This window comes from Actinoplanes awajinensis subsp. mycoplanecinus (genome assembly GCF_001509495.1).
Lineage (GTDB): Bacteria > Actinomycetota > Actinomycetes > Mycobacteriales > Micromonosporaceae > Actinoplanes > Actinoplanes palleronii.
The window spans coordinates 1-26,154 of sequence record NZ_LLZH01000017.1 but is presented as its reverse complement, the minus strand read 5'-3'; the positions used below and the strand labels follow the sequence as shown (position 1 = coordinate 26,154).

Sequence of the window (26,154 nt, the reverse complement as noted above, 5' to 3'; positions counted from 1 at the left end):
TTCGGGACGCGCCAGCGGCCTGCGAAGCCCGCAGGGGTCCCGGCGGGAGCGGCGGTCTGTACCCCGGCGGACGCACGACATCATGAATTTGATCTTGATTTCTGGGCCGGGAGGGGCGACCGGCGAGCGGGATTTGATCGGTATCCCTAGATTCTTCGGGGTGGCGACCGGATGGATACGACGGCTGAGACAGGCGACCGGCGGCGGGCCGATGCAGCGGGCGGCAGCGAGCCTCGAGGAGGCGGATCGGAGCCACCGCGCAGGGGACCCGGCGGGCGCGGTGCGGCAGGGTGACGCGGCGGTGGCCGTGTTGCGGAAGCTCGTCGCGTCGGGTGTCTGGTCCGCCGAGCGGCCGTTGTCGCGGGCCCTGCGTCAGCAGTCCGGATACCTGGCGGCGGTGGCGCGGCACGCCGAGGCGGTTGCGGCCGCCGAGGAGGCCGTGGTGCTGGCCCGGGGTGACTCGAGCCGGGCGCGGCCACTGGCGGTGGCGCTCGCCGGCCTGGCCATCCGGTTGCTCGCGGCCGGACGCGCGGCGGAGGGGCTGGCGACCGCGCGGGAGGTGGCAGCGGTCGGCGGGCAGCCGCAGAAAGCCGTGGCCCGCGCCTTGACAGACCTGTCGGATGCGCTCGCCGAGGCGGGGGAGCCGGAAGCGGCGGTGGAACCGAGTGAGCGGGCGGTGGCGATGTGGCGTTCTCTCGGGGCCGAGCCGGAGATCGGGGCGGCGCTGACCGGCCACGCTGACCGGCTCGCGGCGCTGGGGCGGTGGGCGGATGCGGTCGCCTACGCCGCGGAGGCGGTCGAGCACCATCGCGCCGCGGCGGCGTCGCCGGTCTCGGCGGAGGCGGAGCGGAAGCTGGCGCTGGTCCTGACGAGCTACGCGGTGACGCTGAACCGGGTCGGGCGGGAGCAGGAGGCCCTGGCCGCCGAGGCCGAGGCGGCCGCACTGCGAGGGCGCTGAGACAGCGGAACGCCCCGCCTCCCGGTGAGGGGAGACGGGGCGTGTGGCGCAGCAGGACGTCAGTCGCGGAGCATCTTGCGGAGGACGTACTGGAGGATGCCGCCGTTGCGGTAGTAGTCCGCCTCGCCGGGGGTGTCGATCCGGACGACCGCGTCGAACTCGACGCCGGTGTCCGTGGTGACCTTCACGGTGCGCGGGGTGGTGCCGTCGTTGAGCGCGGTGACCCCGGTGAACGTGAACGTCTCGGTGCCGGTGAGGCCCAGCGACGCGGCGTTCTCGCCCTGCGGGTACTGCAGCGGCAGCACGCCCATGCCGATCAGGTTCGAGCGGTGGATCCGCTCGTAGCTCTCGGCGATGACCGCGCGGACGCCCAGCAGCATGGTGCCCTTGGCCGCCCAGTCGCGGGACGAGCCCGAGCCGTACTCCTTGCCGGCCAGGATCACCAGCGGGATGCCGGCCGCCTGGTACGCCACGGAGGCGTCGTAGATCGTGGTCTGCTCGCCGGTCAGGTGGTTGACCGTGAAGCCACCCTCGACGCCTTCGACCAGCTGGTTGCGCAGCCGGATGTTGGCGAATGTGCCACGGATCATGACCTCGTGGTTGCCACGGCGCGAGCCGTAGCTGTTGAACTCGGCGCGCGGGACGCCGTGCTCGGCGAGGTACTTGCCGGCCGGGGAGTCGGCCTTGATCGAGCTGGCCGGGGAGATGTGGTCGGTGGTGACCGAGTCGCCCAGCTTGGCCAGCACGCGGCCGCCGGCGATGTCGGTGACCGGGCTCGGGTCGGCCGACATGCCCTCGAAGTACGGGGGCTTCCGCACGTAGGTGGAGTCCTCGGCCCACTCAAACGTCTTGCCGGTCGGGGTGGGCAGCGACTGCCACTGCTCGTCACCGGCGAAGACGTCCTGGTACGCCGCGCTGAAGCCCTCGGCGCCGATCGCGGAGGCGATGACGTCGTCGATCTCCTTGGCGGACGGCCAGATCTCGTTCAGGAAGACCGGCGTGCCGTCCGACCCGATGCCGAGCGGCTCGGTGGTGATGTCGATGTCCATCGAGCCGGCCAGGGCGTACGCCACGACCAGCGGCGGGGACGCCAGGTAGTTCATCTTGACGTCCGGGTTGATCCGGCCCTCGAAGTTCCGGTTGCCGGAGAGCACGCTGACCGCGGTCAGGTCGGACTCGTTGATGCCGGCCGAGACCTCCTCGGGCAGCGGGCCCGAGTTGCCGATGCAGGTGGTGCAGCCGTAGCCGACCAGGTTGAAACCGAGCTTGTCCAGGTACGGCGTGAGGCCGGACCGGTCGTAGTAGTCGGAGACGACCTTGGAACCGGGGGCGAGGGTGGTCTTGACCCACGGCTTGCGGGACAGGCCACGCTCGACGGCCTTCTTGGCGAGCAGCGCCGCGCCGATCATGACCTGCGGGTTCGAGGTGTTCGTGCAGGACGTGATGGCGGCGATCACGACCGCGCCGTGGTCCAGCTCGTACTCGACGCCGTCGTCGCCCTTGACCCGGGTGGGCTTGGAGGGCCGGCCGGTGGCGCCGTTGGCCGCGCTGAAGATGTGCGGCTTGTCCACCTCGGAGTCGGTGTGGTTCGCCGGCGGGTCGCTGGCCGGGAACGACTCGTCGCTGGCCTCGTCGGCCGGGCCGTTCGCCTGCACGTAGTTCTTCAGGGCGTCGCGGAACATCGGCTTGGCGTTGTTCAGCGGGACGCGGTCCTGGGGGCGCTTCGGGCCGGCGAGGGACGGGACGATCGTCGACAGGTCGAGCTCGAGCCGCTCCGAGTAGTTCGGCTCGGCGCTCGGGTCGAGCCAGAGGCCCTGCTTCTTCGCGTACGCCTCGACCAGCGCGACCTGCTGCTCGGTCCGGCCGGTGAGCTTGAGGTATTCGATCGTCTGCTCATCGATCGGGAAGATCGCGACGGTGGAGCCGTACTCCGGCGACATGTTGCCGATGGTGGCCCGGTTCGCCAGCGGCACGGCGCTCACGCCGGGGCCGTAGAACTCGACGAACTTGCTGACCACACCGTGCTTGCGCAGCATCTCGGTGATGGTCAGGACCAGGTCGGTGGCGGTGGTGCCGGCCGGCGCCTCGCCGAAGAGCTTGAAGCCGACGACCCGCGGGATCAGCATGCTGACCGGCTGGCCGAGCATCGCGGCCTCGGCCTCGATGCCGCCGACGCCCCAGCCCAGCACACCCAGGCCGTTGACCATGGTGGTGTGCGAGTCGGTGCCGACCACGGTGTCCGGGTAGGCCTGGCCGTTGCGCTCCATGATCGTACGAGCCAGGAACTCGATGTTGACCTGGTGCACGATGCCGGTGCCCGGCGGGACGACCTTGAACTCGTTGAACGCGGTCTGGCCCCAGCGCAGGAACTGGTAACGCTCCCGGTTGCGCTGGTACTCCAGCTCGACGTTGCGCTGGAACGCGTCCTCGCGGCCGAACAGGTCGGCGATGACCGAGTGGTCGATGACCAGCTCGGCCGGCGCGAGCGGGTTGACCTTGGTGGGGTCGCCACCGAGGTCCTTGACCGCCTCGCGCATGGTGGCCAGGTCGACCACACAGGGCACGCCGGTGAAGTCCTGCATCAGCACCCGTGCCGGGGTGAACTGGATCTCGACGCTGGGGTCGGCGTTCTGGTCCCAGCTGCCGAGCGCGTTGATGTGGTCGGCGGTGATGTTCGCGCCGTCCTCAGTACGCAGCAGGTTCTCCAGGAGGATCTTCAGGGAGTAGGGCAGCCGATCGTGGCCCTCCACCTTGTCGATCTCGAAAATCTCGTAGCTCGCGTCACCGACGCGCAGCTCGCTCTTCGCACCAAAGGTGTCGAGGCTGGCCACCGTCATCTCCTTCACACCCAGCGACTGGAAGTCAAGTCTTTCGCACCGAAAGGGCGACCTTCGGGTTAGGTTTGCCTAACTCTCGGTTGTGCGTCTTCGGTAAACCGTACGTCCGTCTTGCTAGACATCGCAAGGCGGGGTCCACGTGCCGATCCTCCCAGCCGAGGGGTGCCCGCCGGGCCGGTGTTTGCTTTCGTCGATCCGCGGGCATCATCGCGCGCATGACGGCGTCGGCGGATCTGGACCAGCTCACCGAGTTCTTCGGCCGCTACAGTGCGGCGCTCACCACCGGCGACATCGCGGTCATCGCGGGCTGCCACGCGCTGCCCGGGATGGTGGTCGCCGACTCGTACAGCTTCACGTTCAGCTCGCCGGCCGCGGTCGCGTTGTCGTTCCTGGGCGCCGCTCCCACCTATCGGGATCAGCAGATCGTCGCGGCACACGCGCAGATCCACGACGTGCAGCGGCTCTCCGGCGCCCTCTCACTGGTCGAGGTGGAGTGGGAATACCTGGACAGCACGGGTAACGCGGTCCCCGGCGAGCGCTACCGGTACCTGATCCGGACCGGCGCGGACGGCCCGCTGATCACAACGGTGATCGCTTCCCGCTGAATTCGCCGGACCCCGGTGGCACGATGTTGCGGGTGACGACCCGTCCGCACTGGCTGATCGTGCACTACCACCGCCCCGACGGCGACTACTCCGGCTGGGCCCTGCACGTCTGGGGTGACGTCGCGCCCGACCAGGCCGCCGCGTTCCCGGCCGGGCAGGCCTTCGACGGCGAGGACGCGCACGGGCGGTTCGCCTGGGTGCGCCTGTCCGCGGAGGCCGCCGACGTCGGCTTCGTGGTGGTGCACTCCTCCGGCGTCAAGGACGTCGATCTCGACCGGCGGGTGGACGTCCGCACCACGACGGCGATCCTGCTGCACGCCGGCGACCGCCGCGTCCACCAGGTCCCGGCCGCCCCGCCACCGGATCCCGGCTTCGCCGTGCTCCACTACCGGCGCCCGGACGGCGACTACTCCGGGTGGGGACTGCACGTCTGGGAAGGCGTTCCGATCAAAGGCAAGACCCTTTGGGGTACGCCGTTGGAGCCGACCGATTTCGACGGGTACGGGGCGGTGTTCCGCGTCCCGCTCAAGCCGGACGCCGTCGGCCTGCGCTACGTGCTGCACCAGTCCGAGCGGAAGGACCTGCCCGACGACCAGCGCCTCGACCTGACCGTCACCCGGGAGGTCTGGCTGCTGGCCGGCACCACCGAGCCGGTCCGCCCCGACCTGGGCACGCTCGGCCCGGAGCTGGACCCGGCCCGCTCGTTCGCGGTCTTCGTGGACCGCACCACGATCGCGCTGCCCGAGTGGTTCGCCGCCCGGGCCGCCACCTTCGAGCTGCTCACCGCGGAGACCACGCTGGCGCTCACGCCCCGGCCGGGCGGGCTGTTCCAGGCGCAGAGCCGGCGGTTCCCGCACCTGCGGGCGTATCGGGCGTTCGCCGTCCGGGAGCTGGGCGACCGGGTGCTCGGCGGGCTGCTGCGCGACCGGCTGCTGATCGAGGGACGGGACACGGCGGGTGACCTCGTCGCCCGGACGGCGGTGCAGATCGCCGGCGTGCTCGACGACCTCTACCTGGAGGCGGCGGACGCCGATCTGGGGCTGACCCTGGACGTGGACCGGCCACAGCTGGCCGTGTGGGCGCCGACCGCCCGTACCGTCGAACTGGAATTGTCCCGCGAACCCGGCAGCGAACCGCGGATCCTGCCGATGGACCGCGACGACCTCACCGGCGTCTGGTCGATTCCGGTCAAGCGGAAGTGGCTCGGGCGGTTCTACCGCTACCGGGTCGAGACCTGGCACCCGGCCGCCCAGCGGGTCGTGACGACGAGCGTGACTGACCCCTACTCGGTGTCGCTGGCCGCCGACTCCACCCACAGCCAGCTCGTCGACCTGGACGCGGCCGAGCTCAAGCCGCCGGGCTGGGACGACGCGGCGAAACCGGCGGCCGTGGCGCCGGCCCGGATGCAGATCGCCGAGGTGTCGGTCCGGGACTTCTCGATCGGCGACGGCTCGCTGCCGGCCGCCGAACGCGGCACCTACCTGGCCTTCACGCACGCCGGCTCGGACGGGATGCGGCACCTGCGCTCGCTCGCCGAGGCCGGGCTGACCCACGTGCACCTGCTGCCGGTCAACGACTTCGGCACCGTGCCGGACCACCGCGCCGACCAGGCCCAGCCCGCCTGCGACCTGGTCACCCTCCCGCCGGACTCGCCCGAGCAGCAGCGCGCCGTGATGGCGGTGGCCGACGAGGACGGTTACAACTGGGGTTACGACCCGTGGCACTGGACCACGCCGGAGGGCAGCTACGCCACCGACCCGGCCGGGACCGCGCGGATCCTGCAGATGCGCTCCGCGGTGGCCGCGCTCAACGCGACCGGGCTGCGGGTGGTCCTCGACGTCGTCTACAACCACACCATGCGCGACGGGCTCGACCGGTTCAGCGTGCTCGACCGGATCGTGCCGGGTTATTACCACCGGCTGCTCGCCGACGGCAGCACCGCCGAGTCGACCTGCTGCCCGAACACCGCGCCCGAGCACATGATGATGGGCCGGCTGGTCATCGACTCGCTGGTCACCTGGGCGCGGGCGTACCGGATCGACGGGTTCCGGTTCGACCTGATGGGTCACCACCCGCGGGCCAACATCCTGGAGGCGCGGATCGCCCTCGACCACCGGGTCGAGCACGGCCGCGACATCTGCCTGTACGGCGAGGGCTGGAACTTCGGCGAGGTGGCGTACGACGCCCGCTTCGCCCAGGCCACTCAGGTGAACATGGCCGGCACCGGGATCGGCTCGTTCAACGACCGGATGCGGGACGCGGCCCGTGGCGGCGGCGCGTTCGGCGACCCGGGTGTGCCGGGCTTCGCCACCGGGCTCGGCCAGCGCACCCCGGGCTTCGTGCACGATCGGATCAAAGTCGGACTCGCGGGTGGGCTGGCGACGTACCGGTTCGTCACCCACGACGGGGTGGAGCGCAGCGGCGCGCAGGTGGACTACAACGGTTCCCCGTGCGGCTACGCGTCCGCGCCGGGCGAGACGGTCAACTACGTCGACGCCCACGACAACGAGATCCTGTACGACGCGATGGCGTTCAAACTCCCGCCCGGCACCCGCCCGGCCGACCGCGCCCGGATGCAGGTGCTGGCGTTGTCCCTGGTGGTGCTCGGCCAGGGCGCCGGGTTCATGGCACTGGGCAGCGAACGGCTCCGGTCGAAGTCGCTGGACCGCAACTCGTTCAACTCCGGTGACTGGTTCAACCAGATCCGCTGGGATCCGGGGCACGGCAACGGCTTCGGGACCGGCCTGCCGCCGTTCGACGACAACCGCGAGGTCTGGGGCCACGCCCGCCCGCTGCTCGCCGACCCGGCGCTGATCCCGAGCGCCGAGGTGATCAACCTGGCCGCCGAGCGGTACCGGGAACTGCTCCGGATCCGCCGTTCCTCACCGGTCTTCGGGCTGCCCACCGCCGACGAGGTGCAGCGCCGCCTGACGTTCCCGCTCGGCGGCCCGGGGGAGAGCCCCGGGGTGATCGTGATGGGTCTGGACGGGACCGGGCTGGACGAGCGCTGGCGCCGGCTCGTGGTGGTCTTCAACGCCACCGACGAGCCGACCTGCCAGGTGGTCCCGGGCGAGGGCCCGCTGCGGCTGCACCCGGAACTGACCGCCTCGGTCGATCCGGTGCTGCGCGGCGCGTCCGCGGTGACCAAGCTGGACGGCGCGGAGCTGACCGTCCCGGCCCGCCAGGTCGCCGTCTTCGTGGCCGACCTGGCCTGATCCCGGCCACCGGGGAGCGTGCGCGGCTGCGCTAGATTGCGCCGCGTGCGCGCCGGTGGGCGGCGGGCACCCTTAGTGGAGGTCGTCGTGCGGTTCGCGCGTGCCCGGCTCTGGTCGGGTCTGGGTGCGGTCACCCTGGTCGGTGTGATCGCCGGATGCAGTTCGTCGTCCGAGCCGAAGTTCACCGACCCGGCGACCTCGGCGGCGGCGCCCGCGTCCGGTGCGCCGGCCGCCGGTGGTTCCGCGCCGGCCTGGACGGAGCCGGCCGCCTACTCCTACGTGCTGACCCGCGGCTGTGACGCCGCCGCGCCGCTCGGCCGGTACCGGGCGAACGTGCAGGACGGCAAGGTCACCGGCTACGCCCGGGTGGGTGCCTCGGCGGCCGCCCCGGACGCGTCGGCGGCCGTCGACCTCGGCCCGATCACCGGTGACGAGGGCGAGGAGATCGAGGTGCCGAGCCTGGGTGAGCTGCTCGCGATGGTCCAGACCACCTCGGACGACGGCGGCCAGGCGACCTCGGAGTACGACACCACCGACGGTCACCCGGTCAAGGTCAGCATCAACGTGACCGACGCCGCGACCGGCGCGGAGTGCTGGGCGGTCTCCGACTACAAGATCGGCTGACCCGGCGCGCCGCTCCCCAAGATCGCGGCGGGGAGCGGCGCGGCGCAGGCGGCGCGGCGGTCAGTGGCGCGGCGGTCAGTGGCCGGGGTCGGCCTGGTCGACCAGGTTGAGCATCGACACCAGGAAGAAGTCGGCGCCGGCGCCGAACGCCGCGCCCAGCGCATAGCCGATGGCCACGTCGACCGGCTCGGGCGCGGCCTCCTCGTGCCAGTCCGCGTCCAGCTCGCCCTTCGTGGTGATGGTGAAGTCGCCGAGCCGCCAGCCGTCCCGGGTCAGCCGGCTGGTGTCCGGGGTCTTCGGACGGTAGACGTACGAGTGGCCCTCGTGCTCGACGACCACCCGGTAGGAGTGGCGCGAGTACCGGCCCGGCCCGGGGTCCAGGTGGACCGGGATGTCGTCGAGCATCATCCGCAGGTGCTGGCGTTCCCGGGTGCCGATCGGGATGTGCGGGTGGAGCTTCGGACCGCGGACCCGTTCCACGACCGCGACGGTCGTGGAGCCTGCGGCGAGGACCCGGACGGCCACCCGGCCGTCGGACTGCTCGATGTCGACGAGGGCGGCGCGGGCGTCGGTCACGGCGGCTCCGTAGCTCAAGATCGGCGGCAGCGAAACATCGGCGGTGAAGCATCGGCGGCGGTGAAGCGTCGGCGGCATGGAAGATCCGTCAATACTCGCACCGGCCCGCAAAAAGCACTCGCCCGGCGCTGCGGACAGCGCCGGGCGAGATACGGAAAACGATCAGCCCGGCAGGCGCGGGCCCGCCTCGCGCTGCGCCGCCAGCCACGTCTCGACCTCACCCGACGTGCGGGGCAGGCCGTCCGACAGGTTGCGGCAGCCGTCCGCGGTGACCAGGACGTCGTCCTCGATCCGGATGCCCAGGCCGCGCAGCTCCTCGGGGACCAGCTCGTCCTCGGGCTGGAAATACAGCCCCGGCTCGACGGTGAGGACGTAGCCCTCGCCGAGCGCGCCCTCCCGGTACGTCTCGTTCCGCGCGTTCGAGCAGTCGTGCACGTCGATGCCGAGCATGTGGCCGAAGCCGTGCAGGGTCCAGCGGCGGTAGACCGTGCTGTCCTCGGCCATCGCCTCGTCCACGCTGACCGGGAGCAGGTTCAGGTCGTGCAGGCCCTCGGCGAGCACCCGCATGCAGACCTGGTGCACGTCCTTGAAGAGCACGCCGGGGCGGACGGCGTCGATGCCGGCCTGCTGCGACGCGTACACGATGTCGTAGACCTGGCGCTGCAGCGGCGTGAACGTGCCGGAGACCGGGACCGTGCGGGTCACGTCGGCGGTGTAGAGGTTGTGGCCCTCGACGCCCATGTCCATCAGCAGCAGCTCGCCGGGCGTGGTCACGCCGGTGTTGCGGACCCAGTGCAGGATCGTCGCGTGCGCGCCGCCGCCGACGATCGAGGAGTACCCGACGTCGTTGCCGTCGTGCCGGGCGCGCAGGCCGAAGACGCCCTCGAGCAGGCGCTCCTTGACCCCGCGGTCGGCCGGCAGGATGCGGGCGACGTCCTCGAAGCCACGGACGGTGGCGTCGATCGCGTCCTGCAGCTGGGCGATCTCCCACTCGTCCTTGACCAGCTTGAGCTCGGAGATGACCCGGGCCAGCTCGCGGTCGCGCGGCTTGTCCCGGTCGGGCTCGTAGGCCAGCACGGCGCGGTCGATGTTGGGGTCCAGCCCGCGGAGCACCCGCGTGCGGCCCGGCGCGGAGAGGGCCAGGGCGGAACCCAGGTGACCCAGCGACGCGGTCTCCAGGCCGATCTCGGTGGCCTTCTCGGCGAGGGTGTGCGTGCGGCCGACCCACAGCTCACCGTTGCGGTCCCGGAAGAACCGGTCGGTCTCCTTGGAGTTGCGCTCCCGGGTGAAGAGCACCGCCTCGTGACCGGACGCGGTCGGGTGCAGGATCAGCACACTGTCCGGGTCGCGGTCGCCGGTCAGGTAGAAGAAGTCGCTGCCCGGACGGAACGAGTATTCGGTGTCGTTGGCGCGCACCTTCTCGTTGCCGCTCGGGATGACCAGGGTCTCGCCGGGGAACGCCTCGGAGAGCGCGGCCCGGCGCTTCTCGTAGTTCGGCACCTCGGGCAGCGGCGCGACCGCGATCGGGTCCTCGCGCCAGCCGGTGCGCATGAACTGCAGGAACGCTTCCGGGAAGGCGGGGTCGTGTGACTCCGTCTTGGGTGCGGGCTGCGCGCCGTCGTTCTTCTGCGCCATGGTGTGGTGCCTCCCGTTCTCAACTGTTCCCCGACGTTACCGCTTGTCCCCGGCGGAAAGCAGTGCGCGGTAGGTGGCTGAGACCGCGGCCGGACCGCGAGGCCCGGCCGACTCGGTGTTTGAAAAGACCTGTTTTGTACGCAGGGTCAGCGCGCGCCGGTCCCGCCGTAGCCGAACGGCAGGTTCAGGCAGCCGACCCGGGCGCCGGCCGTCCCGGCGACACCCGGCCCGGTTTTCGTGGTCTCGGCGTGCAGGATCAGCGACTTGGGCCGCTGATCGCGGGCGAACATCCAGCGCTGCGACCGGCTCACCGTCGCCGCCCCGCGCGCGTCGGCGGTGAAGTCCAGCCAGATCTCGTTCACGGCGTTGGCGAAGGCCGGGTCGGACGACGGCTTCTCCTTGGTCGCGGCCGGGTCGTGCTGGTGCTGGAAGTGCGGGCCGGCCGCCTTCGGGTCCGCGGCGCACGCCGCCACGTGCATGTGCGCGCCGTACGCCCGGCCGGGCACCAGCCCGGTCACGCCGAGCCGTACCCACAGGTTGTGCCCGGTCGAGCTGAACTCGACCTGCGCGGTGGCGCCGAGCGGCACCACGACCGGGTCGTAGGTGACCGCCTGGGCGCCGGCCGTCCAGCTCTGGAAAACCGCCGGACCGGGCGCCGGGGCGGCCGAGGCGGGTGTCGCGGCCAGCCCGAGCAGCAGGGGTCCGGCCAGTGCGGGGAGTAATCGGTGAACCATCATTCCCCAATTCTCGCAAAAGCGGATTTATCCGGTCGACATAACCACACGCTGGATTTCCCCGCCGCGGAGCGCGAGGCTGAAACCCCGCCCGTACGTGGCGGGGGCACGGAACGCGGAAGGAGCGGCATGGGCTACGCGGTGGTGCTGGGTGAGGCGCTGATCGACCTGCTCGAGGACGACCAGGACGGCGCACAGATCTACCGCCAGGCGATCGGGGGTGCGCCGCTCAACGTCGCCGTCGGGGCGGCCCGGCTGGGCGGCCGGGTGGAGTACTCCGGGACGCTGAGCACCGACGTGCTCGGCGAGCGGATCGCCGCCTTCCTGCGGACGGCCGGGGTCGGCGACCTCGGGGTGCGCCGGGTGGACGTGCCGACCACGCTCGCCGTCACCACGTTCGAGGGTGCCGAGCCGGCCTTCACGTTCTACGGCGAGCCGCCGTCCTACTCCCTGCTCACGCCGGCTGACCTCGACAGGTCCATGCTGGCCGGCGCGGACGTGGTCTACACCGGGTCGATCTGCCTGCTCCGTGAGCCGTTCCGGTCCGCGGCCCGGGAGGCCTGGGCCACCGCCGGGGGTGTCCGCGTCTTCGACCCGAACGTCCGCCCGAAGCTGCTGCCGGACGCCGCCGCGCTGAGTGCCCTGCGTGACCTGGTCGAGGAGTTCTTCGCCACCGCCGACCTGGTCAAGCTCAGCTCGGCCGACGCCCAGCTGCTCTACGGCGACAGCGATCCGGCCGCGGCCGCCGACCGGATCCGCGCGCTCGGCGCCGGCGCGGTCGTGGTGACCTGCGGCGCGAAGGGCGCCCACGTGGCCGCCGCGGACGGATCCGCGCTGCTGCCGGCACCGGCGGTGGCCGCGATCGACGCCACCGGCGCCGGCGACTCGGTGATGGGCGCGCTGGTCAGCCGCCTGCTCTCGGACGGCCTCCCGGCCAGCCTGGCCGGCTGGCAGCGGCACGTGAGCTTCGCGCTCGCGGTGGCCGGCCTGGTCTGCGAACGCCCGGGCGGCGCCACCGCCATGCCGAGCCCCGCTGAGGTCGAAGCCCGCTGGGGCAAGATCTGACCGTTCCGGTACGGGGCTAGTCGCCGAGGGCTCGGGCGATGAAGCGCTGCCGGTCCAGCAGGACGCGTTCGACCTGGACCTCGGCCACCACGGCCTCACCGTCGCGGACCTCGACGTCGAAGACCAGCGTGCGCCCCTCGGCCTTGGTCAGCGTGGCCACCGCGATCACGGTCCGCCCGATCGGTGTCGGCGCCCGGTGCACCACCTCGGCCCGGGTGCCCACCGTGGTGATCCCGCCGGGGATCTGCCGCGCGGTCGCGGCCACCGTCGCGGCCTCGGCCAGCGCGAGGACCCGGGGCGTGGCCAGCACCGGCACGTCACCGGACCCGATGGACTGGGCGGTGTCGGCATCGGTGACCGTCAACTCCACCCGGGCGATCAGGCCGGGAGCGAACTCGGGTAGCTCCATCGTCACACCTTAGGCCTGCGGTGGCCGCTGCCAGTACGAGTCGTCCGCCGCTTCCCCACCGGCAGGCGGCGGAACAGAACCGGCCGGCGGAACCGGACCGGCCGGGAAAGCCAGGCCGGCCGGCGCGGGGGACACCGGCTGCCGGGCCTGCCGCGCCCGCCGGGCCAGTTCGTCGGCGAGCGCCCACGCCTCGGCCAGATCCCGGTCCCGGGCCACCCCGGACCGCCCACCGGCCGCGTCCGCATAGACCGTGGCCACCCCGAGCATCCGCTGCAGCGGCCCCTGCACCACCCGCACGCTCTGCAGCCTCGCGTACGGCACCAGCGTCATCTCCCGGGCCAGCCGCCCTTCCCGGGTGACCAGCACGTCCGGGTGCAGGCCGACCCCCATGAACCGCAGTCCGAACGGGTGCAGCCAGCCCACCCGGGACGGCGGCGGCGTGGTGGCCAGCGCGGCCAGGTCGACGCCGGGCAGCACGGTGCCGATCAGGAAGCGGGCGGCGTCCCGGTCACCGACCGGCAGCAGCCGGTCCGAGCCGGTGTCGTTGCCGCGCTCCGGAGCGCCGTACCCGGCCACGTCGAGTTGCAGGTAGAGCCAGTCGGTGAGGCGCCAGAGCAGCGGCCAGGTGATCCGGACCGCCTGCACCCGGTGCAGCGGCACCACCTGGCTGCGGGTCTCGGTCAGGCCGTAGCGCAGCAGCAGCCGGCCGCCCGGGTCGCGGGCCAGCCGGAAGTCCCAGTCGCGCAGCACCCGGCGGATCGGCTGGAGCAGCACACCGGCCATCGCGGTGACCGTGCTGGCGATCCCGATGAAGGTCCACGAGCCCTCCATCACGAACTGCGTGATCACCCAGGCGACGCCGACCGGCAACAGGAACGCCTGCGGGGTGAGCAGCTGGCTGATCAACAGGTCCCGGTTGCTGACCGACAGGAGCAGATGTTCCTGCGGGGTCACGGTGTGCGCCGCGGCCGCCGGGTCCGCCCCGCTTGCGGTTGACCCTTGAGGGGTACGACCGGACAGCTCGAGCAGGCGCTCCCGCAGCGCGGACGCCTCCCGTACGGTCAAATAGGCAAGTGGCGCCTCGGCCTTGCTCCCGCCGACCACCTCGAGCCGCAGCTCGGCCAGGCCGGTGAGCTGCGCGAGCAGCGGCCTGCGCAGCTCGACCGACTGCAGCCGGTCCAGCGGGATGGCCCGGTTGCGCCGCCACAGCAGCCCGTCGCTGATCCGCAGTTCCCGCCCGACCACCTGGTACCCGGTGTTCCACCAGCCGACCGCCGAGAAGATCAGCGCGCCGACGGCGAGCGCCAGCACCACCATGGCGAAGTGGGTCGGGCCGAGCTGGCGCAGGGTCTGCCAGGAGAGCGCGGCGACGATCACGAACAGGCTCTTGGCGCCGTGCAGCAGCGGGCTGAGCGGGTGCAGCCGTTGCCGGTCGGCCCGCTCGGGTGCGTCGGCCCGCTCCGGGGAGGGGGAGGCCGATGGGGTCTCGGTGGTGCTCACAGGCCCTCGGCCCGGTCCTCGCCGAGCGCGGTGAGCCGGTCACGCAGCCGGGACGCCTCCTCCGGTGGCAGGCCGGGCACCCGGGCGTCACTGCCCGCGGCGGCGGTGTGCAACTGCACCGTGGCCAGCCCGAACGCGCGCTCGATCGGCCCGGCGGTGACGTCCACGTACTGCATCCGGGCGTACGGGACGATGGACAGCCGGCGGACCAGCAGCCCGTGCCGGACCATCAGGTCGTTGTCGCGTTCCGCGTAACCCCAGGCGCGGACCGCCCGGACCGCGACGGTCGCGCGCCAGACGCCGAGCAGCAGGACCGCGGCGATGCCGGCGAGCCAGCCCCACTGGCGGCCGATCAGCCACCCGACGCCGAGGCCGACCACCAGGATCACCTGCCAGACGGCGAGCCCGATCAGCTCCACAGTGATCAGCTTGCTGGAGACCGGACGCCATGTCACCGTGTCCGGCCACGGCTGCAGGGCATCGACCGCGATGGGCACCGAAGGCTCGTTCACATCTGAACCCTACGAGACCGGAGCGTCTTGCGACGACACGAAAGGCGTCACTTCCTTCAGGAACGAGCGGGCCTCCAGGAACGCGCCCAGGGATACCCGATGATCGGGGCAGGCCAGCCAGGTCTTGCGGTAAACAGGTGCGTGCAACTTGGGATTGTTCCAGAGCAATTGCCAGGCCGCGGGCGCACGACAACCCTTGGCGGAGCACTGCGGGGGGAGTTCCTCGACCATGTCACTAACTTAAAGGAAACGACGTGGGAGAAATAAATAAGAAAGTTATGCGCCGGGCGGCCACGGGGGAAGCCGCCCGGCGACGTGGTAAATGCTACACGGTTCAAAGAGATACGTATCCACCCGGTGAGCGTGCCCGTTCCGGCGGATCGCGCAGAAAGATCAACATGTTCGGCCGATAGTGCCCTGGGCTGCGGCGATCAGCGGCACCCGGGATGATGATGACGGTCAGGTGACGACGGGGGTTTGCATACTTCCTAGGAACCTCTCAGCCGTGTGTAGTTGTCTGTCGTGTAAGTCTTGACCGTCGGCATCCGAGCCGGCGGATCAGGACCGTTGTGGAGGACCGGTGGCGCAGCCCAGTACGCCCGAGACCGAGACCAGCCCCGAGGGGGCCGTACCGGTCCCGCCGGCGCACGACGCGTCGCAGCTCGAGCGGGCGATGTTCGAGGTGAAACGGGTCATCGTCGGCCAGGACCGGATGGTCGAGCGGATGTTCGTGGCGCTGCTCGCCCGCGGTCACTGCCTGATCGAGGGTGTGCCCGGCGTGGCCAAGACCCTCGCGGTGGAGACCCTGGCCCGCGTGGTCGGCGGCACGTTCTCCCGGGTGCAGTTCACCCCCGACCTGGTGCCCGCGGACATCGTCGGCACCCGGATCTATCGGCAGAGCAACGAGAAGTTCGACGTCGAGCTCGGCCCGGTGTTCGTGAACTTCCTGCTCGCCGACGAGATCAACCGCGCGCCCGCCAAGGTGCAGTCGGCGCTGCTCGAGGTGATGGCCGAGCACCAGGTGTCGATCGGCGGCAAGAGCTACGACGTGCCCGATCCGTTCGTGGTGATGGCCACCCAGAACCCGATCGAGCAGGAGGGCGTCTACCCGCTCCCCGAGGCCCAGCGTGACCGGTTCCTCATGAAGATCGTGGTGGGGTACCCGACCGACGCCGAGGAGCGCGAGATCGTCTACCGGATGGGCGTCAGCGCTCCGGAGCCCAAGCAGATCTTCACGCCGGCCGACCTGCTCGCCCTGCAGCGCCGGGCCGACCAGGTGTTCGTGCACAACGCCCTGGTCGACTACACGGTCCGGCTGGTGCTGGCCACCCGCGCGCCGGCACAGCACGGCATGCCCGACGTGGCCCAGCTGATCCAGTACGGCGCGTCGCCGCGCGCCTCGCTCGGCATCGTGCGGGCCACCCGCGCGCTGGCCCTGCTCCGCGGCCGTGACTACGCGCTGCCGCAGGACCTGCAGGACGTCGCGCCGGACATCCTGCGGCACCGGCTGGTGCTCAGCTACGACGCGCTCGCCGACGACATCCCGGCCGACCACATCGTGGCCCGGATCATGCAGGCGGTGCCGATGCCGTCGGTCGCCTCCCGGCAGGGCACCTCGCCGAACGGCGGCCCGATGGTCCCGCCCGGCCCGAACGGCACCCACCCGAACGGCATGCAGCCGAACGGCCTGCAGCCGAACGGCCTGCAGCCCACGAGCGGGGTGCCCTACCCGCCGCAGCCGAACACCGCCTGGCCCGGCCACCCCCAATCATGAGTCAGCAGTCCACGCCGGTGCCGGCGCCGCTGGAGGAGGCGGCGCGGGCCGAGGCCGTGCTCGCCCGCCTGCAGCTGCTGGTCACCCGGAAACTGGACGGCCTGCTCCAGGGCGACTACGTGGGCCTGCTGCCCGGCCCGGGCACCGAGGCCGGCGAGTCCCGGGAGTACCGCCCCGGCGACGACGTGCGCCGGATGGACTGGCCGGTCACCGCCCGCACCACGCAGCCGCACGTGCGGCGCACGGTGGCCGACCGGGAGCTGGAGACGTGGATGGCCGTCGACCTGTCGGCCAGTCTCGACTTCGGCACCGCCAAGTGGCTCAAACGCGATCTGGTGGTGGCCGCGGCGACCGCCGTCACCCACCTGACCGCTCGGGGCGGCAACCGGATCGGTGCGGTGGTGGGCACCGGCTCCGGCGTACCGGAAAGTGGTCCTTCCCGGTCTTTCTTCAAGCGCAAGGCGGACGCGGCGGCCGAGCAGCAAGCGGCCGGCCCGTCGGTGATCCGGATGCCGGCCCGGCCGGGCCGCAAGGAGGCGCAGGGCCTGTTGCGGGCGATCGCGCGCACCCGGATCCGGCCCGGGCGCACCGACCTGGGCGCCCTGATCGACCTGCTGAACCGGCCGCCGCGGCGACGCGGGGTGGCCGTGGTGATCTCCGACTTCCTGGCGCCGGTGGACAATTGGGCGCGGCCGGTGCGCAAGCTCGCGGTCCGGCACGACGTGCTGGCCATCGAGGTGGTCGACCCGCGCGAGCTGGAGCTGCCCGACGTGGGTGTGCTGACCCTGGCCGACCCGGAGTCCGGCGCGCTGCACGAGGTGCAGACCGCCGACCCGGAGCTGCGGCAGCGCTACGCCGCCGCGGCGAGTGAGCAGCGGTCCGCGATCGCCCGGGCGCTGCGCGCGGCCGGGGCCTCGCACCTGCGCCTGCGCACCGACACCGACTGGCTGCTGGACATGGTCCGCTTCGTGGCCGCCCAACGACACGCACGCACCCGGGGGACCACACGATGATCCGTTTCCTGGCGCCGTGGTGGCTGCTCACGCTGCTGCCCGTCTTTCTTGTCGCCGGTGCCTACGTGTGGCGTCAGCTGCACAAACGGCAGTACGCGATGCGCTTCACCAACGTCGACCTGCTGCGCAGCCTGGCGCCGAAGGGCCTGGGCTGGCGCCGGCACGTGTCGGCCGCCGCGTTCCTGCTGATGATGACGGCGCTGGCCTTCTCCACCGCGCGGCCGTCGGTCGACACCGAGCAGCCCCTCGAGCGTGCCACTGTGATGCTGGCCATCGACGTGTCGCTGTCGATGCAGGCCGACGACGTGGCGCCGACCCGGATCGAGGCGGCGCAGGAGGCGGCGAAGGCGTTCGTCAGCGAGCTGCCGCCGACCTACAACCTGGGCCTGGTGTCGTTCGCGAAGTCGGCGAACGTGCTCGTCGCGCCGACGAAGGACCGGTCCGAGGTGCTGGCCGGGATCGACAGCCTGACGCTGGCCGAGGCGACCGCGACAGGTGAGGCGGTGTTCACCTCGCTGGACGCGGTCCGTTCGGTGCCGTCGGACGGCGCGGACGGCGCGCCCCCGGCCCGGATCGTGCTGCTGTCCGACGGGTACCGGACGTCCGGCCGGTCGATCGAGGACGCCGCCACCGCGGCGGCCGGGGCGAACGTGCCGGTCAGCACGATCGCGTTCGGCACCGACACCGGTGTGGTGGACATCCGCGGCCAGCTGCAGCGGGTGCCGGTGGACCGGCTGTCGCTGCAGGAGCTGGCCGACCGGACGCAGGGCCACTTCTACGAGGCGGCCTCGGTGAGCGAGCTGAAGCAGGTCTACGAGGACATGGGCAGCTCGATCGGGCACCGGACCGAGCCCCGCGAGGTGACCCAGTGGTACGCGATGACCGCGCTGCTGCTGGCTCTGATCGGTGCCGCGGCGAGCCTGCTCTGGAGTTCCCGCCTGCCCTAGCCCCGTGCTGGAGGACAGGCCGCGAGGCGCGCGTCCCGGTCTCGGCTGGTGCTGAGGGGTGTCTCCGTGTGCCGGAGGCACCCCTCAGCACCAGCCGGACGACCGGCTCACGGGGTGTTGTGCGAGGCGAGGACGAAGAGCAGGACGACCCATGCCGACAGGACGGTCAGACCGAGGGGAGCGATGAGGTTCTTCATGAGGAAACTGCCTTCCGCGTCGTGACTGAAGCGAATTGCGCAGGTCACATCGCGGCCATGCCCGGGCCAGGGTGTCGCGCGCACACGACACGGCCGGCTCTCCTGCGGACAGGATCGAGCCGGTGGGCGCGGGTGGGATCGGTGTCAGCGGTCAGAAACGCTGACGAGCGTCCCGGCCACGACTAGGAGGATCGCTATCTCGCACAGCGATCACCTCCGCGAAGTCGTCGGGCCTGGGAACCGTGCAGGAGCGTACCTCTTAAGCGCGACTTAAGAAACTCGGGATCCACACCGGTGGTGAGGACCACCCGGACGGGTCACTCGCCGGCGGCGACAAGTCCGGTCTCGTAGGCGAAAACCACCGCCTGAGCGCGGTCCCGGAGCCCGAGTTTGGTCAGGATCCGCCCGACGTGGGTCTTCACCGTCTGCTCGGCGACCACCAGGTCGGCGGCGATCTCCTGGTTCGACCGGCCGCGCGCGATCAGCCGCAGCACCTCGGTCTCCCGCGGGGTGAGCGCGTTCAGTGCCACCGGGCGGGGCCGGGCGGACTGCGGCCGGGCGGCGAACTCGGCGATCAGGCGGCGGGTCACCGACGGGGCGAGCAGCGCCTCGCCGGCCGCCACCACGCGCACCGCCTGCACCAGGTCGGCGGCCGGGGCGTCCTTGAGCAGGAAGCCGCTGGCGCCGGCGCGCAGCGCTTCGTACACGTAGTCGTCCAGGTCGAAGGTGGTCAGGATGAGCACTTTCGGTCCGCCGGCCAGCCGGCGGGTGGCCTCCAGTCCGTCCATCACCGGCATCCGCACGTCCATCAGCACCACGTCCGGGTTCAGGTCGCGGGCCGCGGCGACCGCGGCCGCGCCGTCCGCCGCGTCGCCGACCACCAGCAGGTCGGGCTGGGCGGCCAGCAGCGCGCCGAAACCCTGCCGGACCATCGCCTGATCGTCCGCGATCAACACTTTGATCATCGAGCCTCTTCCCGGGGAAGGCGCGCCAGGACCTGGTAGGCGCCGGCGCCGTCCGGCCCGACGGAGAGCTCACCGCCGAGCAGGGCGACTCTCTCACGCATGCCGATCAATCCGTGGCCGCCCTTCTGGGCCGGGCCCGGCGCGCCGGTCAGCTCGTTGCTGATCCGCAGCTCCAAGCGGTCGCCGTCGGCGCGGGCGACCAGCCGCACCGGGCCGCCCGGCGCGTGCCGGGCCGCGTTGGCCAGGGCTTCCTGCGCTATCCGGTACGCCGTGAGCCCGGCCGCCTCGCCGATCCCGGTCAGCGCCGGCAGCTCCTCGGTGACCGGCAGCCCGGCCCGTCGCGCGGTGCCCACCAGCTCGGCGATGTCCGGGTAGCCGGGTTGCGGCGCGTGCTCGGCCTGCTGGTCCTCCGACCGCAGCACGCCGAGCACCCGGCGCATCTCGGTGAGCGCCTGCCGGGCCGACCCGGCGATCGAGGCCAGCTCGTCCTTCGCCTCGTCCGCCAGCCCGGCCAGCCGGTACGGCGCGGTCTCGGCCTGCACCGCGATCATCGACATGTGGTGCGCCACCACGTCGTGCATCTCCCGGGCGATCCGGGTGCGCTCCTCCAGCAGCGCCCGTTTGGCGCGCTCCAGCTCGTTCAGCTCGGTCTGCTCGTCCAGCAGCTCGCGGGTGCGCCGGCGCCGGGACAGGATGTCGCCGATCGCCGAGACCGCCACCACTCCCACGGCGGCGCCCCAGGCGTTGGCGTCCGGTGCGTACAGGAAAACCGGGATCAGGGTGAGCAGCGTGGCCCAGATGGTGACGAGCGATTCGCTGACCGCGGCGAGCCGGCCCAGCACGAACAGCGTGCCGAGGATCTGCACCGCGTTCCACGGCCAGGGCTCCCGGAGCGGGACCACCGCGTTGATCACGCCGACGAAGAGCATCACGAACGCCAGCCGCCAGGCCGCCACCGGCCGGCGGTAGGAGACCGCCACCGGCAGCACCGCACCGGCGGCGAGGGCCCAGATCGCCAGGTTCGGCAGGTCCCGGGTCTCCTCGAGGCTCGCGGCCATCGCCAGGGCCAGCCCGGCCAGCGCGAACAGGAGCACCGGAAGCGCATGTCTGACCTGGCGTCGCCGAACCGGCGGCCTGGGCGTTTCCCTTTTGAACGTTAGGTAAGTCAGCGGCCCCATCACCGTGTGGTGCCGCTCAGGGCCGTTAGTCTCCATTCCCAGCAGGCTAATCAGGGACGACAGCGTTGTCGTGCCCCTGCGGTACCCCCTACCAGGGTATGACCCGACCTTCTCGAAGGAGTTGCGCTGTGCCTCGCACCGTGTTGGTGACCGGCGGAAACCGTGGCATCGGCCTGGCCATCGCCCGGGCGTTCGAAAAGCAGGGCGATCGGGTCGTGATCACCCACCGGGGATCCGGCGCGCCGGACGGCCTGTTCGGCGTGCAGTGCGACATCACCGACTCCGAGTCGGTGGACGCCGCCTTCAGCTTCGTCGAGCGCGAGATCGGCCCGGTCGAGGTCCTCGTCGCCAACGCCGGCATCACCGACGACACCCTGCTGCTGCGGATGTCCGAGGACCAGTTCGAGCGGGTGGTGAACACCAACCTGACCGGCGCGTTCCGGGTCGCCAAGCGGGCCAGCGGCAAGATGCTGCGGGCCAAGTGGGGCCGGATGATCTTCATTTCGTCGGTGGTCGGCCTGTACGGCGGTCCCGGCCAGGTGAACTACGCCGCGTCGAAGGCCGGCCTGGTCGGTGTGGCCCGTAGCATCACGCGGGAGCTGGGCACCCGGAACATCACGGCGAACGTGGTGGCACCCGGTTTCATCGAGACCGAGATGACCGACGTGCTGTCGGACTCCCGCAAGGCCGAGATCATCAAGGCCGTTCCGGCCGGTCGGCTCGCCACCCCGGACGAGGTCGCCGCCGCGGTGACCTTCCTGGCGGGCGACAGCGCGGCGTACATCTCGGGCGCCGTGATCCCGGTCGACGGCGGCCTCGGCATGGGGCACTGACCCCTTCCCGGTCCCGCCACATCTGTTCCAAAAATTCTTCAGGAGAGAATCTTGTCTGGACTGCTGGCCGGAAAACGGCTGCTGGTCACCGGTGTCATCACCGACGCCTCGATCGCCTTCTCGGTGGCGAAGCTCGCACAGGAGAACGGCGCTCAGGTCGTGCTCACCGGCTTCGGCCGGATGTCGCTGGTGGAGCGGATCGCCAAGCGGCTGCCCGAGACCGCCCCGGTCATCGAGCTGGACGTGACCAACAAGGAACACCTGGACGGCCTGGCCGACAAGGTCCGGGAGCACGTCGACGGGCTGGACGGCCTCGTCCACTCGATCGGCTTCGCCCCGCAGAGCTGTCTCGGCGGCGGGTTCCTCGACGCGCCGTGGGAGGACGTGGCGACCGCGCTGCACGTGTCGACGTTCTCGTACAAGTCGCTGGCCGCCGCGGCGCTGCCGCTGATGGGCTCGGGCGGCTCGGTCGTCGGCCTGACCTTCGACGCCACCAAGGCGTGGCCGGTCTACGACTGGATGGGCGTGGCCAAGGCCGGCCTGGAGTCGGCGAACCGCTACCTCGCCCTGCACCTGGGCAAGCAGGGCATCCGCAGCAACCTGGTCTCGGCCGGCCCGCTGCGGACCATGGCGGCCAAGTCGATCCCCGGCTTCGCGCAGTTCGAGGACGCCTGGTCGGAGCGCGCGCCGCTGGGCTGGGACCTGAACGACCAGGAGCCGGCCGCCCGCGCGGTCTGCGCCCTGCTGTCCGACTGGTTCCCGGCCACCACCGGTGAGATGGTCCACGTCGACGGGGGTTACCACGCCATCGGCGCGTAGGTGAGCTTGTGCACGTCGAGGGGGTTACCGGCTAGTTACGGCGGCCCGCGGTGGCAGGATGGCCGGGTGGTTTATGACGCGTTCGTCCTGCTCTCCTTCGGCGGGCCCGAGAAACCTGATGACGTGATGCCGTTCCTGCGCAACGTGGTGCGCGGACGCGGCGTTCCGGATGAGCGCCTCGCCGAGGTGTACGAGCACTACATGCACTTCGGCGGGGTCTCCCCGATCAACCAGCAGTGCCGCGACCTGCTCGCCGCGGTCGGCACCGAGTTCGCCGCGCACGGCATCGGCCTGCCCTCGTACTGGGGAAACCGGAACTGGCAGCCGATGCTCGCCGACACCGTGGCGCAGATGCGCGACGACGGGGTCGAGCACGCGCTCGGCTTCGCGACCAGTGCGTACGGTGGCTATTCCTCCTGCAAGCAGTACTGGGAGGACATCGCCGCGGCCCGTGAGCACGTCGGGCCGAAAGCGCCGCGGATCAGCAAGCTGCGGCAGTTCCACGACCATCCCGGTTTTGTCGAGCCGCACGCCGAGGCGGTCCGTGCCGCGCTCGGCACCCTCGACCCGGCCCGCCGCGCCACCACCCGGGTCGCGTTCACCGCGCACTCCATCCCGTCCGGCATGGCGCGCAACGCCGGCCCGACCGGCAACCGCTACACCGATCAGCTGGCCGAGACGGCCCGGCTGGTGCAGGCCCGGGCCGCCGACGACGTCGAGTACGACCTGGTCTGGCAGAGCCGTTCCGGCCCGCCGCAGGTCCCGTGGCTCGAGCCGGACATCAACGATCACCTCGAGGCCCTGGCCGAGAAGGGCGTCACCGACGTGGTGGTCAGCCCGATCGGTTTCGTCTCCGACCACCTCGAAGTGCTCTGGGACCTGGACAACGAGGCGAAGGACACCGCCGCCCGGCTCGGCCTCGGTTTCGTCCGTGCGGCGTCCCCGGGGGTGCACCCGCGGTTCGTCACGATGGTCCGCGAACTGGTGGAGGAGCGGCTGAGTGATCAACCGCACACGACGCTGGGTACGCTCCCGACCTGGGACGTCTGTCCGGCGAACTGTTGCCCCCCTGCGAAGCGACCTGGAGCCGCTGCATGAAGGAACGCAAACCGATCGAGAGCTGGCTCACCGACATGGACGGCGTGCTCGTCCACGAGGGCGAGCCGGTGCCCGGCGCCCCCGAGTTCGTGAACCGGATGAAGGCCTCCGGCAAGCCGTTCCTGATTCTCACGAACAACTCCATCTACACGCCGCGTGACCTGCAGGCGCGGCTCACCCGGATGGGCTTCGAGGTGGACGAGCAGTCGATCTGGACGGCGGCGCTGGCCACCGCGCAGTTCCTGGCCGACCAGCGCCCGGGCGGCACGGCGTACGTGATCGGCGAGGCCGGCCTGACCACCGCGATGCACGCGTCCGGGTACGTGCTCACCGAGTTCGAGCCGGACTACGTGGTGCTCGGCGAGACCCGGACGTACAGCTTCGAGGCGATCACCAAGGCGATCCGGCTGATCAACGGCGGGGCCCGGTTCATCTGCACCAACCCGGACGCCACCGGCCCGTCCAACGAGGGCCTGCTCCCGGCGGCCGGCTCGGTCGCCGCGATGATCTCCAAGGCGACCGGGGTGAAGCCGTACTTCGTCGGCAAGCCGAACCCGATGATGATGCGCTCGGCGCTGAACGCGATCGGCGCGCACAGCGAGACCACCGCGATGATCGGTGACCGGATGGACACCGACGTGCTCTGCGGCCTCGAGGCCGGGCTGGAGACGATCCTGGTGCTGACCGGGATCAGCAGCCGGATGGAGAGCGAGACGTACCCGTACCGCCCGTCCCGGATCATCGACTCGGTCGCCGACCTGATCGACGAGATCTGAGCTTGAGCACACCTGGCGGGCCGGTCAGGCCCGCCAGGACCAGCGCGACGACCTTGCCGTACTGGCGGCGGATCCACCAGAGCACCGGCCACCCCAGATAGGGCACCCGCAGCCGGGCCGCCCCGACGACCGCGCCCGGTGGCACCGGCCGGTGGTCGGCGACCCGGTTCGCGTCCCCCTGGGTGATCAGCCGCCCCCGCCCGTCGATGCGGGCCACCCGGTGCAGCGTCGTCCGCCCCGGCCGGCCCGGGTCGCGGAACCGGATCACCTGCCCGGCCCGGATCCGCCCGGGGTGAATCGGCGCGGTGAGGACCACGTCACCGGTGTCCACGGCCGGGTGCATCGACCCGCTCGCCACCACCGCGGCCGACCAGCCGGAGAGCAGCAGGACGCCGGTGGCGGCGGCGCAGAGCCACGCCAGACGTGGCAGATGCTGGGCGAAAACGGTCACGTTGACCCGTTCGGCAGGAGCGGTGGGGCGCTGAGGTAGCGTCGTTTCCGTGCCGGCTTGGGAAGATTCGTACCTTGGGCAGTTGCGGGAATCGGTCGGAGCGGGCCGGGTGCTGATGGCCGTCGGCGCCCGCGCGGTGCTCCGCGACGAGGACGGCCGGGTGCTGTTGATCCGGCGCAGTGACAACGGGCGGTGGGCCCTCCCGGCCGGCACCATGGAGCTCCGGCAGACCCTGCGGGACTGCGCGATCCGCGAGGTGTTCGAGGAGACCGGCCTGACCGTGCACGGGGTCACCCCGTTCGCGCTCTACTCCGGGTCGCAGTTGTCGACGAGTGCTTACGGGCAGCCGTACCAGCACATCACGCTGGCCTGCCGGGCCGACGCCTGGTCCGGCGAGCTGCTGCGGGAGACCGACGAGACCATCGACGCGGCGTTCTACCCGCCCGGCGAGCTGCCCGAGACGGCCGGCCCGAACACCCGGCAGACCCTCGCGGACCTGGTCCGTTTCGAGGCCGGCACCACGTTCGTGCTCGCATGAGCGACGTGGTGGCGGCCGCCTGGGTCCACGTGCGGAAGCGGCGCGTGCTGGTGGTCCGGGCGTTCGACTCGGACGCGTTCTACCTGCCCGGCGGCAAGCCCGAGGAGGGCGAGACGGACGCGGAGGCGGCGGCACGGGAGGCCGAGGAAGAGGTCGGCGTCGCGCTCGCGGCCGACGGGCTTCGCCATTTTCGTACGATCAATGCCCCGGCGCACAACCGCCCACCCGGCACCCAGGTCCGCCTGGTCTGCTTCCTCGGCGAACCGGCCTCGCCGGACATCTCCCCGGCCCCGGCCAACGAGATCGCCGAGCTGGCCTGGTTCACCTCTGTGGACGCCCCGCGCTGCGCCCCCGCCATCCGCCTGCTCCTCACCGAGCTGGTCTCCGCCGACCTGATCGACTGACCCGCGGCCGAGCGCACCGCAAACCCACCCGACGTCCCGCATCCACGCGGCCCGGTGTGCGTTCCGGTTCCCGGCTGGCGCTGAGGGGTGCCTCACGGCCCGTGAGGCACCCCTCAGCACCAGCCGCCGACGCCGAGCGCGCGTGCGGGCATGCGGCCGGGCGGGCATGCTGGCATGCCCGCGGGCGGGCGTGCCGGCGGTGGCACGGGTGACCGTGTGCCGGCGAGTGTCTGACCGTGCACTCCGGGCCGGGGTAACGATTTCCGGCGGGGGTGAACATGGTGTCTGCCGTGGGTAGTGCCCGCTACCCGTCCCCGATCACTCCACGGACGGCGAGGGCGCACGATGCCCGATCGGATGTGCCTGCCGCTCCTGCGAAGGGCGGCAAGAGTCCGCATTGCCAGATCGCGTGCGTCTGCCGCCCACCTGGGGGCGCTAGCCGCACGCACAACCCGACCGCCACCGCCCCCGAACCCGCCCCACCGCGGACC

Annotated in this window: 25 protein-coding genes; 14 read left to right on the top strand and 11 right to left on the bottom strand. The window is 71.6% G+C overall.

Features of this window, described 5'->3' with window-relative positions:
• The first annotated feature begins 301 nt into the window (after positions 1-301).
• Positions 302-958, top strand: coding sequence for a tetratricopeptide repeat protein (locus tag ADL15_RS05465; RefSeq protein ID WP_198170571.1), 657 nt, complete (start codon positions 302-304; stop codon positions 956-958).
• A gap of 59 nt (positions 959-1,017) precedes the next feature.
• Here the strand turns inward: ADL15_RS05465 and acnA are convergent, their stop codons facing one another.
• Positions 1,018-3,795 (bottom strand): aconitate hydratase AcnA, encoded by a 2,778-nt coding sequence (gene acnA, locus ADL15_RS05460; protein WP_198170569.1) that lies wholly within the window; start codon positions 3,793-3,795, stop codon positions 1,018-1,020.
• A gap of 215 nt (positions 3,796-4,010) precedes the next feature.
• On the opposite strand from acnA, the gene ADL15_RS05455 reads away from it, so the two are divergent.
• The 3 genes from ADL15_RS05455 (at position 4,011) to ADL15_RS05445 (ending at position 8,239) form a co-directional block, all read left to right on the top strand.
• Positions 4,011-4,400, top strand: coding sequence for a hypothetical protein (locus ADL15_RS05455; RefSeq protein WP_067685497.1), 390 nt, complete (start codon positions 4,011-4,013; stop codon positions 4,398-4,400).
• A 32-nt stretch (positions 4,401-4,432) separates the two neighbouring features.
• Positions 4,433-7,615, top strand: coding sequence for a pullulanase-type alpha-1,6-glucosidase (gene pulA / locus ADL15_RS05450; RefSeq protein WP_232343917.1), 3,183 nt, complete (start codon positions 4,433-4,435; stop codon positions 7,613-7,615).
• A gap of 87 nt (positions 7,616-7,702) precedes the next feature.
• Positions 7,703-8,239: a hypothetical protein gene (locus tag ADL15_RS05445; RefSeq protein ID WP_157441181.1), complete on the top strand. Its 537-nt coding sequence runs from the start codon at positions 7,703-7,705 to the stop codon at positions 8,237-8,239.
• Between the two features lie 75 nt (positions 8,240-8,314).
• Here ADL15_RS05445 and ADL15_RS05440 read toward each other — a convergent pair whose 3' ends face one another.
• The 3 genes from ADL15_RS05440 to ADL15_RS05430 form a co-directional block, all read right to left on the bottom strand.
• The gene (locus tag ADL15_RS05440) at positions 8,315-8,815 is read right to left on the bottom strand and encodes a hypothetical protein (protein WP_067685501.1); all 501 of its coding nucleotides are present in this window, start codon (positions 8,813-8,815) and stop codon (positions 8,315-8,317) included.
• A gap of 162 nt (positions 8,816-8,977) precedes the next feature.
• On the bottom strand, positions 8,978-10,450 hold the full coding sequence (locus ADL15_RS05435; protein WP_067685495.1) for an aminopeptidase P family protein: 1,473 nt from the start codon (positions 10,448-10,450) through the stop codon (positions 8,978-8,980).
• Positions 10,451-10,596: 146 nt separating this feature from the next.
• Positions 10,597-11,187, bottom strand: a complete 591-nt coding sequence (locus ADL15_RS05430; protein WP_083970938.1) for a superoxide dismutase family protein — start codon at positions 11,185-11,187, stop codon at positions 10,597-10,599.
• A gap of 126 nt (positions 11,188-11,313) precedes the next feature.
• Here ADL15_RS05430 and ADL15_RS05425 point away from each other — a divergent pair, with 126 nt between their 5' ends.
• On the top strand, positions 11,314-12,249 hold the full coding sequence (locus ADL15_RS05425; RefSeq protein WP_067685494.1) for a carbohydrate kinase family protein: 936 nt from the start codon (positions 11,314-11,316) through the stop codon (positions 12,247-12,249).
• Positions 12,250-12,265: 16 nt separating this feature from the next.
• Here ADL15_RS05425 and ADL15_RS05420 read toward each other — a convergent pair whose 3' ends face one another.
• The 4 genes from ADL15_RS05420 to ADL15_RS51065 are packed head-to-tail and all read right to left on the bottom strand — an operon-like array spanning position 12,266 to position 14,901.
• Positions 12,266-12,664 carry a thioesterase family protein gene (locus tag ADL15_RS05420; RefSeq protein WP_232343916.1) on the bottom strand — a complete coding sequence of 133 codons (399 nt, stop codon included), beginning with the start codon at positions 12,662-12,664 and terminating at the stop codon, positions 12,266-12,268.
• A gap of 3 nt (positions 12,665-12,667) precedes the next feature.
• Positions 12,668-14,158 (bottom strand): PH domain-containing protein, encoded by a 1,491-nt coding sequence (locus ADL15_RS05415; protein WP_067685493.1) that lies wholly within the window; start codon positions 14,156-14,158, stop codon positions 12,668-12,670.
• A complete protein-coding gene (locus ADL15_RS05410) occupies positions 14,155-14,655 on the bottom strand; it encodes a PH domain-containing protein (protein WP_232343915.1) in 501 nt (166 codons plus the stop codon). The genes ADL15_RS05415 and ADL15_RS05410 overlap by 4 nt, the downstream gene beginning before the upstream one ends.
• A 24-nt stretch (positions 14,656-14,679) precedes the next feature.
• A complete protein-coding gene (locus ADL15_RS51065) occupies positions 14,680-14,901 on the bottom strand; it encodes a hypothetical protein (RefSeq protein WP_083970937.1) in 222 nt (73 codons plus the stop codon).
• A gap of 349 nt (positions 14,902-15,250) precedes the next feature.
• Here ADL15_RS51065 and ADL15_RS05405 point away from each other — a divergent pair, with 349 nt between their 5' ends.
• From ADL15_RS05405 to ADL15_RS05395, 3 genes are read left to right on the top strand one after another with little or no spacing between them, the layout of a single operon-like run.
• Positions 15,251-16,444 (top strand): AAA family ATPase, encoded by a 1,194-nt coding sequence (locus tag ADL15_RS05405; RefSeq protein WP_083970936.1) that lies wholly within the window; start codon positions 15,251-15,253, stop codon positions 16,442-16,444.
• Complete coding sequence (locus tag ADL15_RS05400; protein ID WP_067685491.1) at positions 16,441-17,457, top strand: DUF58 domain-containing protein; 1,017 nt, start codon at positions 16,441-16,443, stop codon at positions 17,455-17,457. Before ADL15_RS05405 ends, ADL15_RS05400 begins: the two co-directional genes overlap by 4 nt.
• A complete protein-coding gene (locus ADL15_RS05395) occupies positions 17,454-18,404 on the top strand; it encodes a VWA domain-containing protein (RefSeq protein WP_067685490.1) in 951 nt (316 codons plus the stop codon). The genes ADL15_RS05400 and ADL15_RS05395 overlap by 4 nt, the downstream gene beginning before the upstream one ends.
• Before the next feature lie 514 nt (positions 18,405-18,918).
• On the opposite strand, the gene ADL15_RS05390 is transcribed toward ADL15_RS05395, so the two are convergent.
• Positions 18,919-19,566: a response regulator gene (locus ADL15_RS05390; RefSeq protein ID WP_067685489.1), complete on the bottom strand. Its 648-nt coding sequence runs from the start codon at positions 19,564-19,566 to the stop codon at positions 18,919-18,921.
• Entirely contained in the window at positions 19,563-20,660 is a 1,098-nt protein-coding gene (locus ADL15_RS05385) for a sensor histidine kinase (RefSeq protein WP_232343913.1), read from the bottom strand. The genes ADL15_RS05390 and ADL15_RS05385 overlap by 4 nt, the downstream gene beginning before the upstream one ends.
• A 212-nt stretch (positions 20,661-20,872) precedes the next feature.
• On the opposite strand from ADL15_RS05385, the gene fabG reads away from it, so the two are divergent.
• From fabG to ADL15_RS05365, 4 genes are all read left to right on the top strand, one after another.
• Positions 20,873-21,577: a 3-oxoacyl-ACP reductase FabG gene (gene fabG, locus ADL15_RS05380; RefSeq protein WP_067685487.1), complete on the top strand. Its 705-nt coding sequence runs from the start codon at positions 20,873-20,875 to the stop codon at positions 21,575-21,577.
• A gap of 51 nt (positions 21,578-21,628) precedes the next feature.
• Positions 21,629-22,396: an enoyl-ACP reductase FabI gene (gene fabI, locus ADL15_RS05375; protein WP_067685486.1), complete on the top strand. Its 768-nt coding sequence runs from the start codon at positions 21,629-21,631 to the stop codon at positions 22,394-22,396.
• A gap of 66 nt (positions 22,397-22,462) precedes the next feature.
• The gene (locus tag ADL15_RS05370) at positions 22,463-23,494 is read left to right on the top strand and encodes a ferrochelatase (protein ID WP_067685485.1); all 1,032 of its coding nucleotides are present in this window, start codon (positions 22,463-22,465) and stop codon (positions 23,492-23,494) included.
• Entirely contained in the window at positions 23,491-24,270 is a 780-nt protein-coding gene (locus ADL15_RS05365; RefSeq protein WP_067685484.1) for an HAD-IIA family hydrolase, read from the top strand. Before ADL15_RS05370 ends, ADL15_RS05365 begins: the two co-directional genes overlap by 4 nt.
• Here the strand turns inward: ADL15_RS05365 and ADL15_RS05360 are convergent.
• On the bottom strand, positions 24,233-24,721 hold the full coding sequence (locus tag ADL15_RS05360) for a signal peptidase I (RefSeq protein ID WP_067685483.1): 489 nt from the start codon (positions 24,719-24,721) through the stop codon (positions 24,233-24,235). The genes ADL15_RS05365 and ADL15_RS05360 overlap by 38 nt on opposite strands.
• A 115-nt stretch (positions 24,722-24,836) precedes the next feature.
• Between ADL15_RS05360 and ADL15_RS05355 the strand changes: the two genes are divergently transcribed.
• On the top strand, positions 24,837-25,259 hold the full coding sequence (locus tag ADL15_RS05355; protein ID WP_394326914.1) for an NUDIX domain-containing protein: 423 nt from the start codon (positions 24,837-24,839) through the stop codon (positions 25,257-25,259).
• Entirely contained in the window at positions 25,256-25,663 is a 408-nt protein-coding gene (locus tag ADL15_RS05350) for an NUDIX hydrolase (RefSeq protein WP_067685481.1), read from the top strand. Before ADL15_RS05355 ends, ADL15_RS05350 begins: the two co-directional genes overlap by 4 nt.
• Positions 25,664-26,154: the final 491 nt, after the last annotated feature.

What these genes read in the sequence shown, in the direction of transcription:
- ADL15_RS05425 (WP_067685494.1), top strand. Translation starts at nt 11,314, where the DNA reads ATGGGCTACGCGGTGGTGCTGGGTGAGGCGCTGATCGACCTGCTCGAG.
- ADL15_RS05390 (WP_067685489.1), bottom strand. Translation starts at nt 19,566, where the DNA reads ATGATCAAAGTGTTGATCGCGGACGATCAGGCGATGGTCCGGCAGGGT.
- ADL15_RS05365 (WP_067685484.1), top strand. Translation starts at nt 23,491, where the DNA reads ATGAAGGAACGCAAACCGATCGAGAGCTGGCTCACCGACATGGACGGC.
- ADL15_RS05350 (WP_067685481.1), top strand. Translation starts at nt 25,256, where the DNA reads ATGAGCGACGTGGTGGCGGCCGCCTGGGTCCACGTGCGGAAGCGGCGC.
- ADL15_RS05395 (WP_067685490.1), top strand. Translation starts at nt 17,454, where the DNA reads ATGATCCGTTTCCTGGCGCCGTGGTGGCTGCTCACGCTGCTGCCCGTC.
- ADL15_RS05355 (WP_394326914.1), top strand. Translation starts at nt 24,837, where the DNA reads ATGGCCGTCGGCGCCCGCGCGGTGCTCCGCGACGAGGACGGCCGGGTG.
- ADL15_RS51065 (WP_083970937.1), bottom strand. Translation starts at nt 14,901, where the DNA reads ATGGTCGAGGAACTCCCCCCGCAGTGCTCCGCCAAGGGTTGTCGTGCG.
- ADL15_RS05400 (WP_067685491.1), top strand. Translation starts at nt 16,441, where the DNA reads ATGAGTCAGCAGTCCACGCCGGTGCCGGCGCCGCTGGAGGAGGCGGCG.
- ADL15_RS05435 (WP_067685495.1), bottom strand. Translation starts at nt 10,450, where the DNA reads ATGGCGCAGAAGAACGACGGCGCGCAGCCCGCACCCAAGACGGAGTCA.
- acnA (WP_198170569.1), bottom strand. Translation starts at nt 3,795, where the DNA reads ATGACGGTGGCCAGCCTCGACACCTTTGGTGCGAAGAGCGAGCTGCGC.
- ADL15_RS05455 (WP_067685497.1), top strand. Translation starts at nt 4,011, where the DNA reads ATGACGGCGTCGGCGGATCTGGACCAGCTCACCGAGTTCTTCGGCCGC.
- ADL15_RS05430 (WP_083970938.1), bottom strand. Translation starts at nt 11,187, where the DNA reads ATGATGGTTCACCGATTACTCCCCGCACTGGCCGGACCCCTGCTGCTC.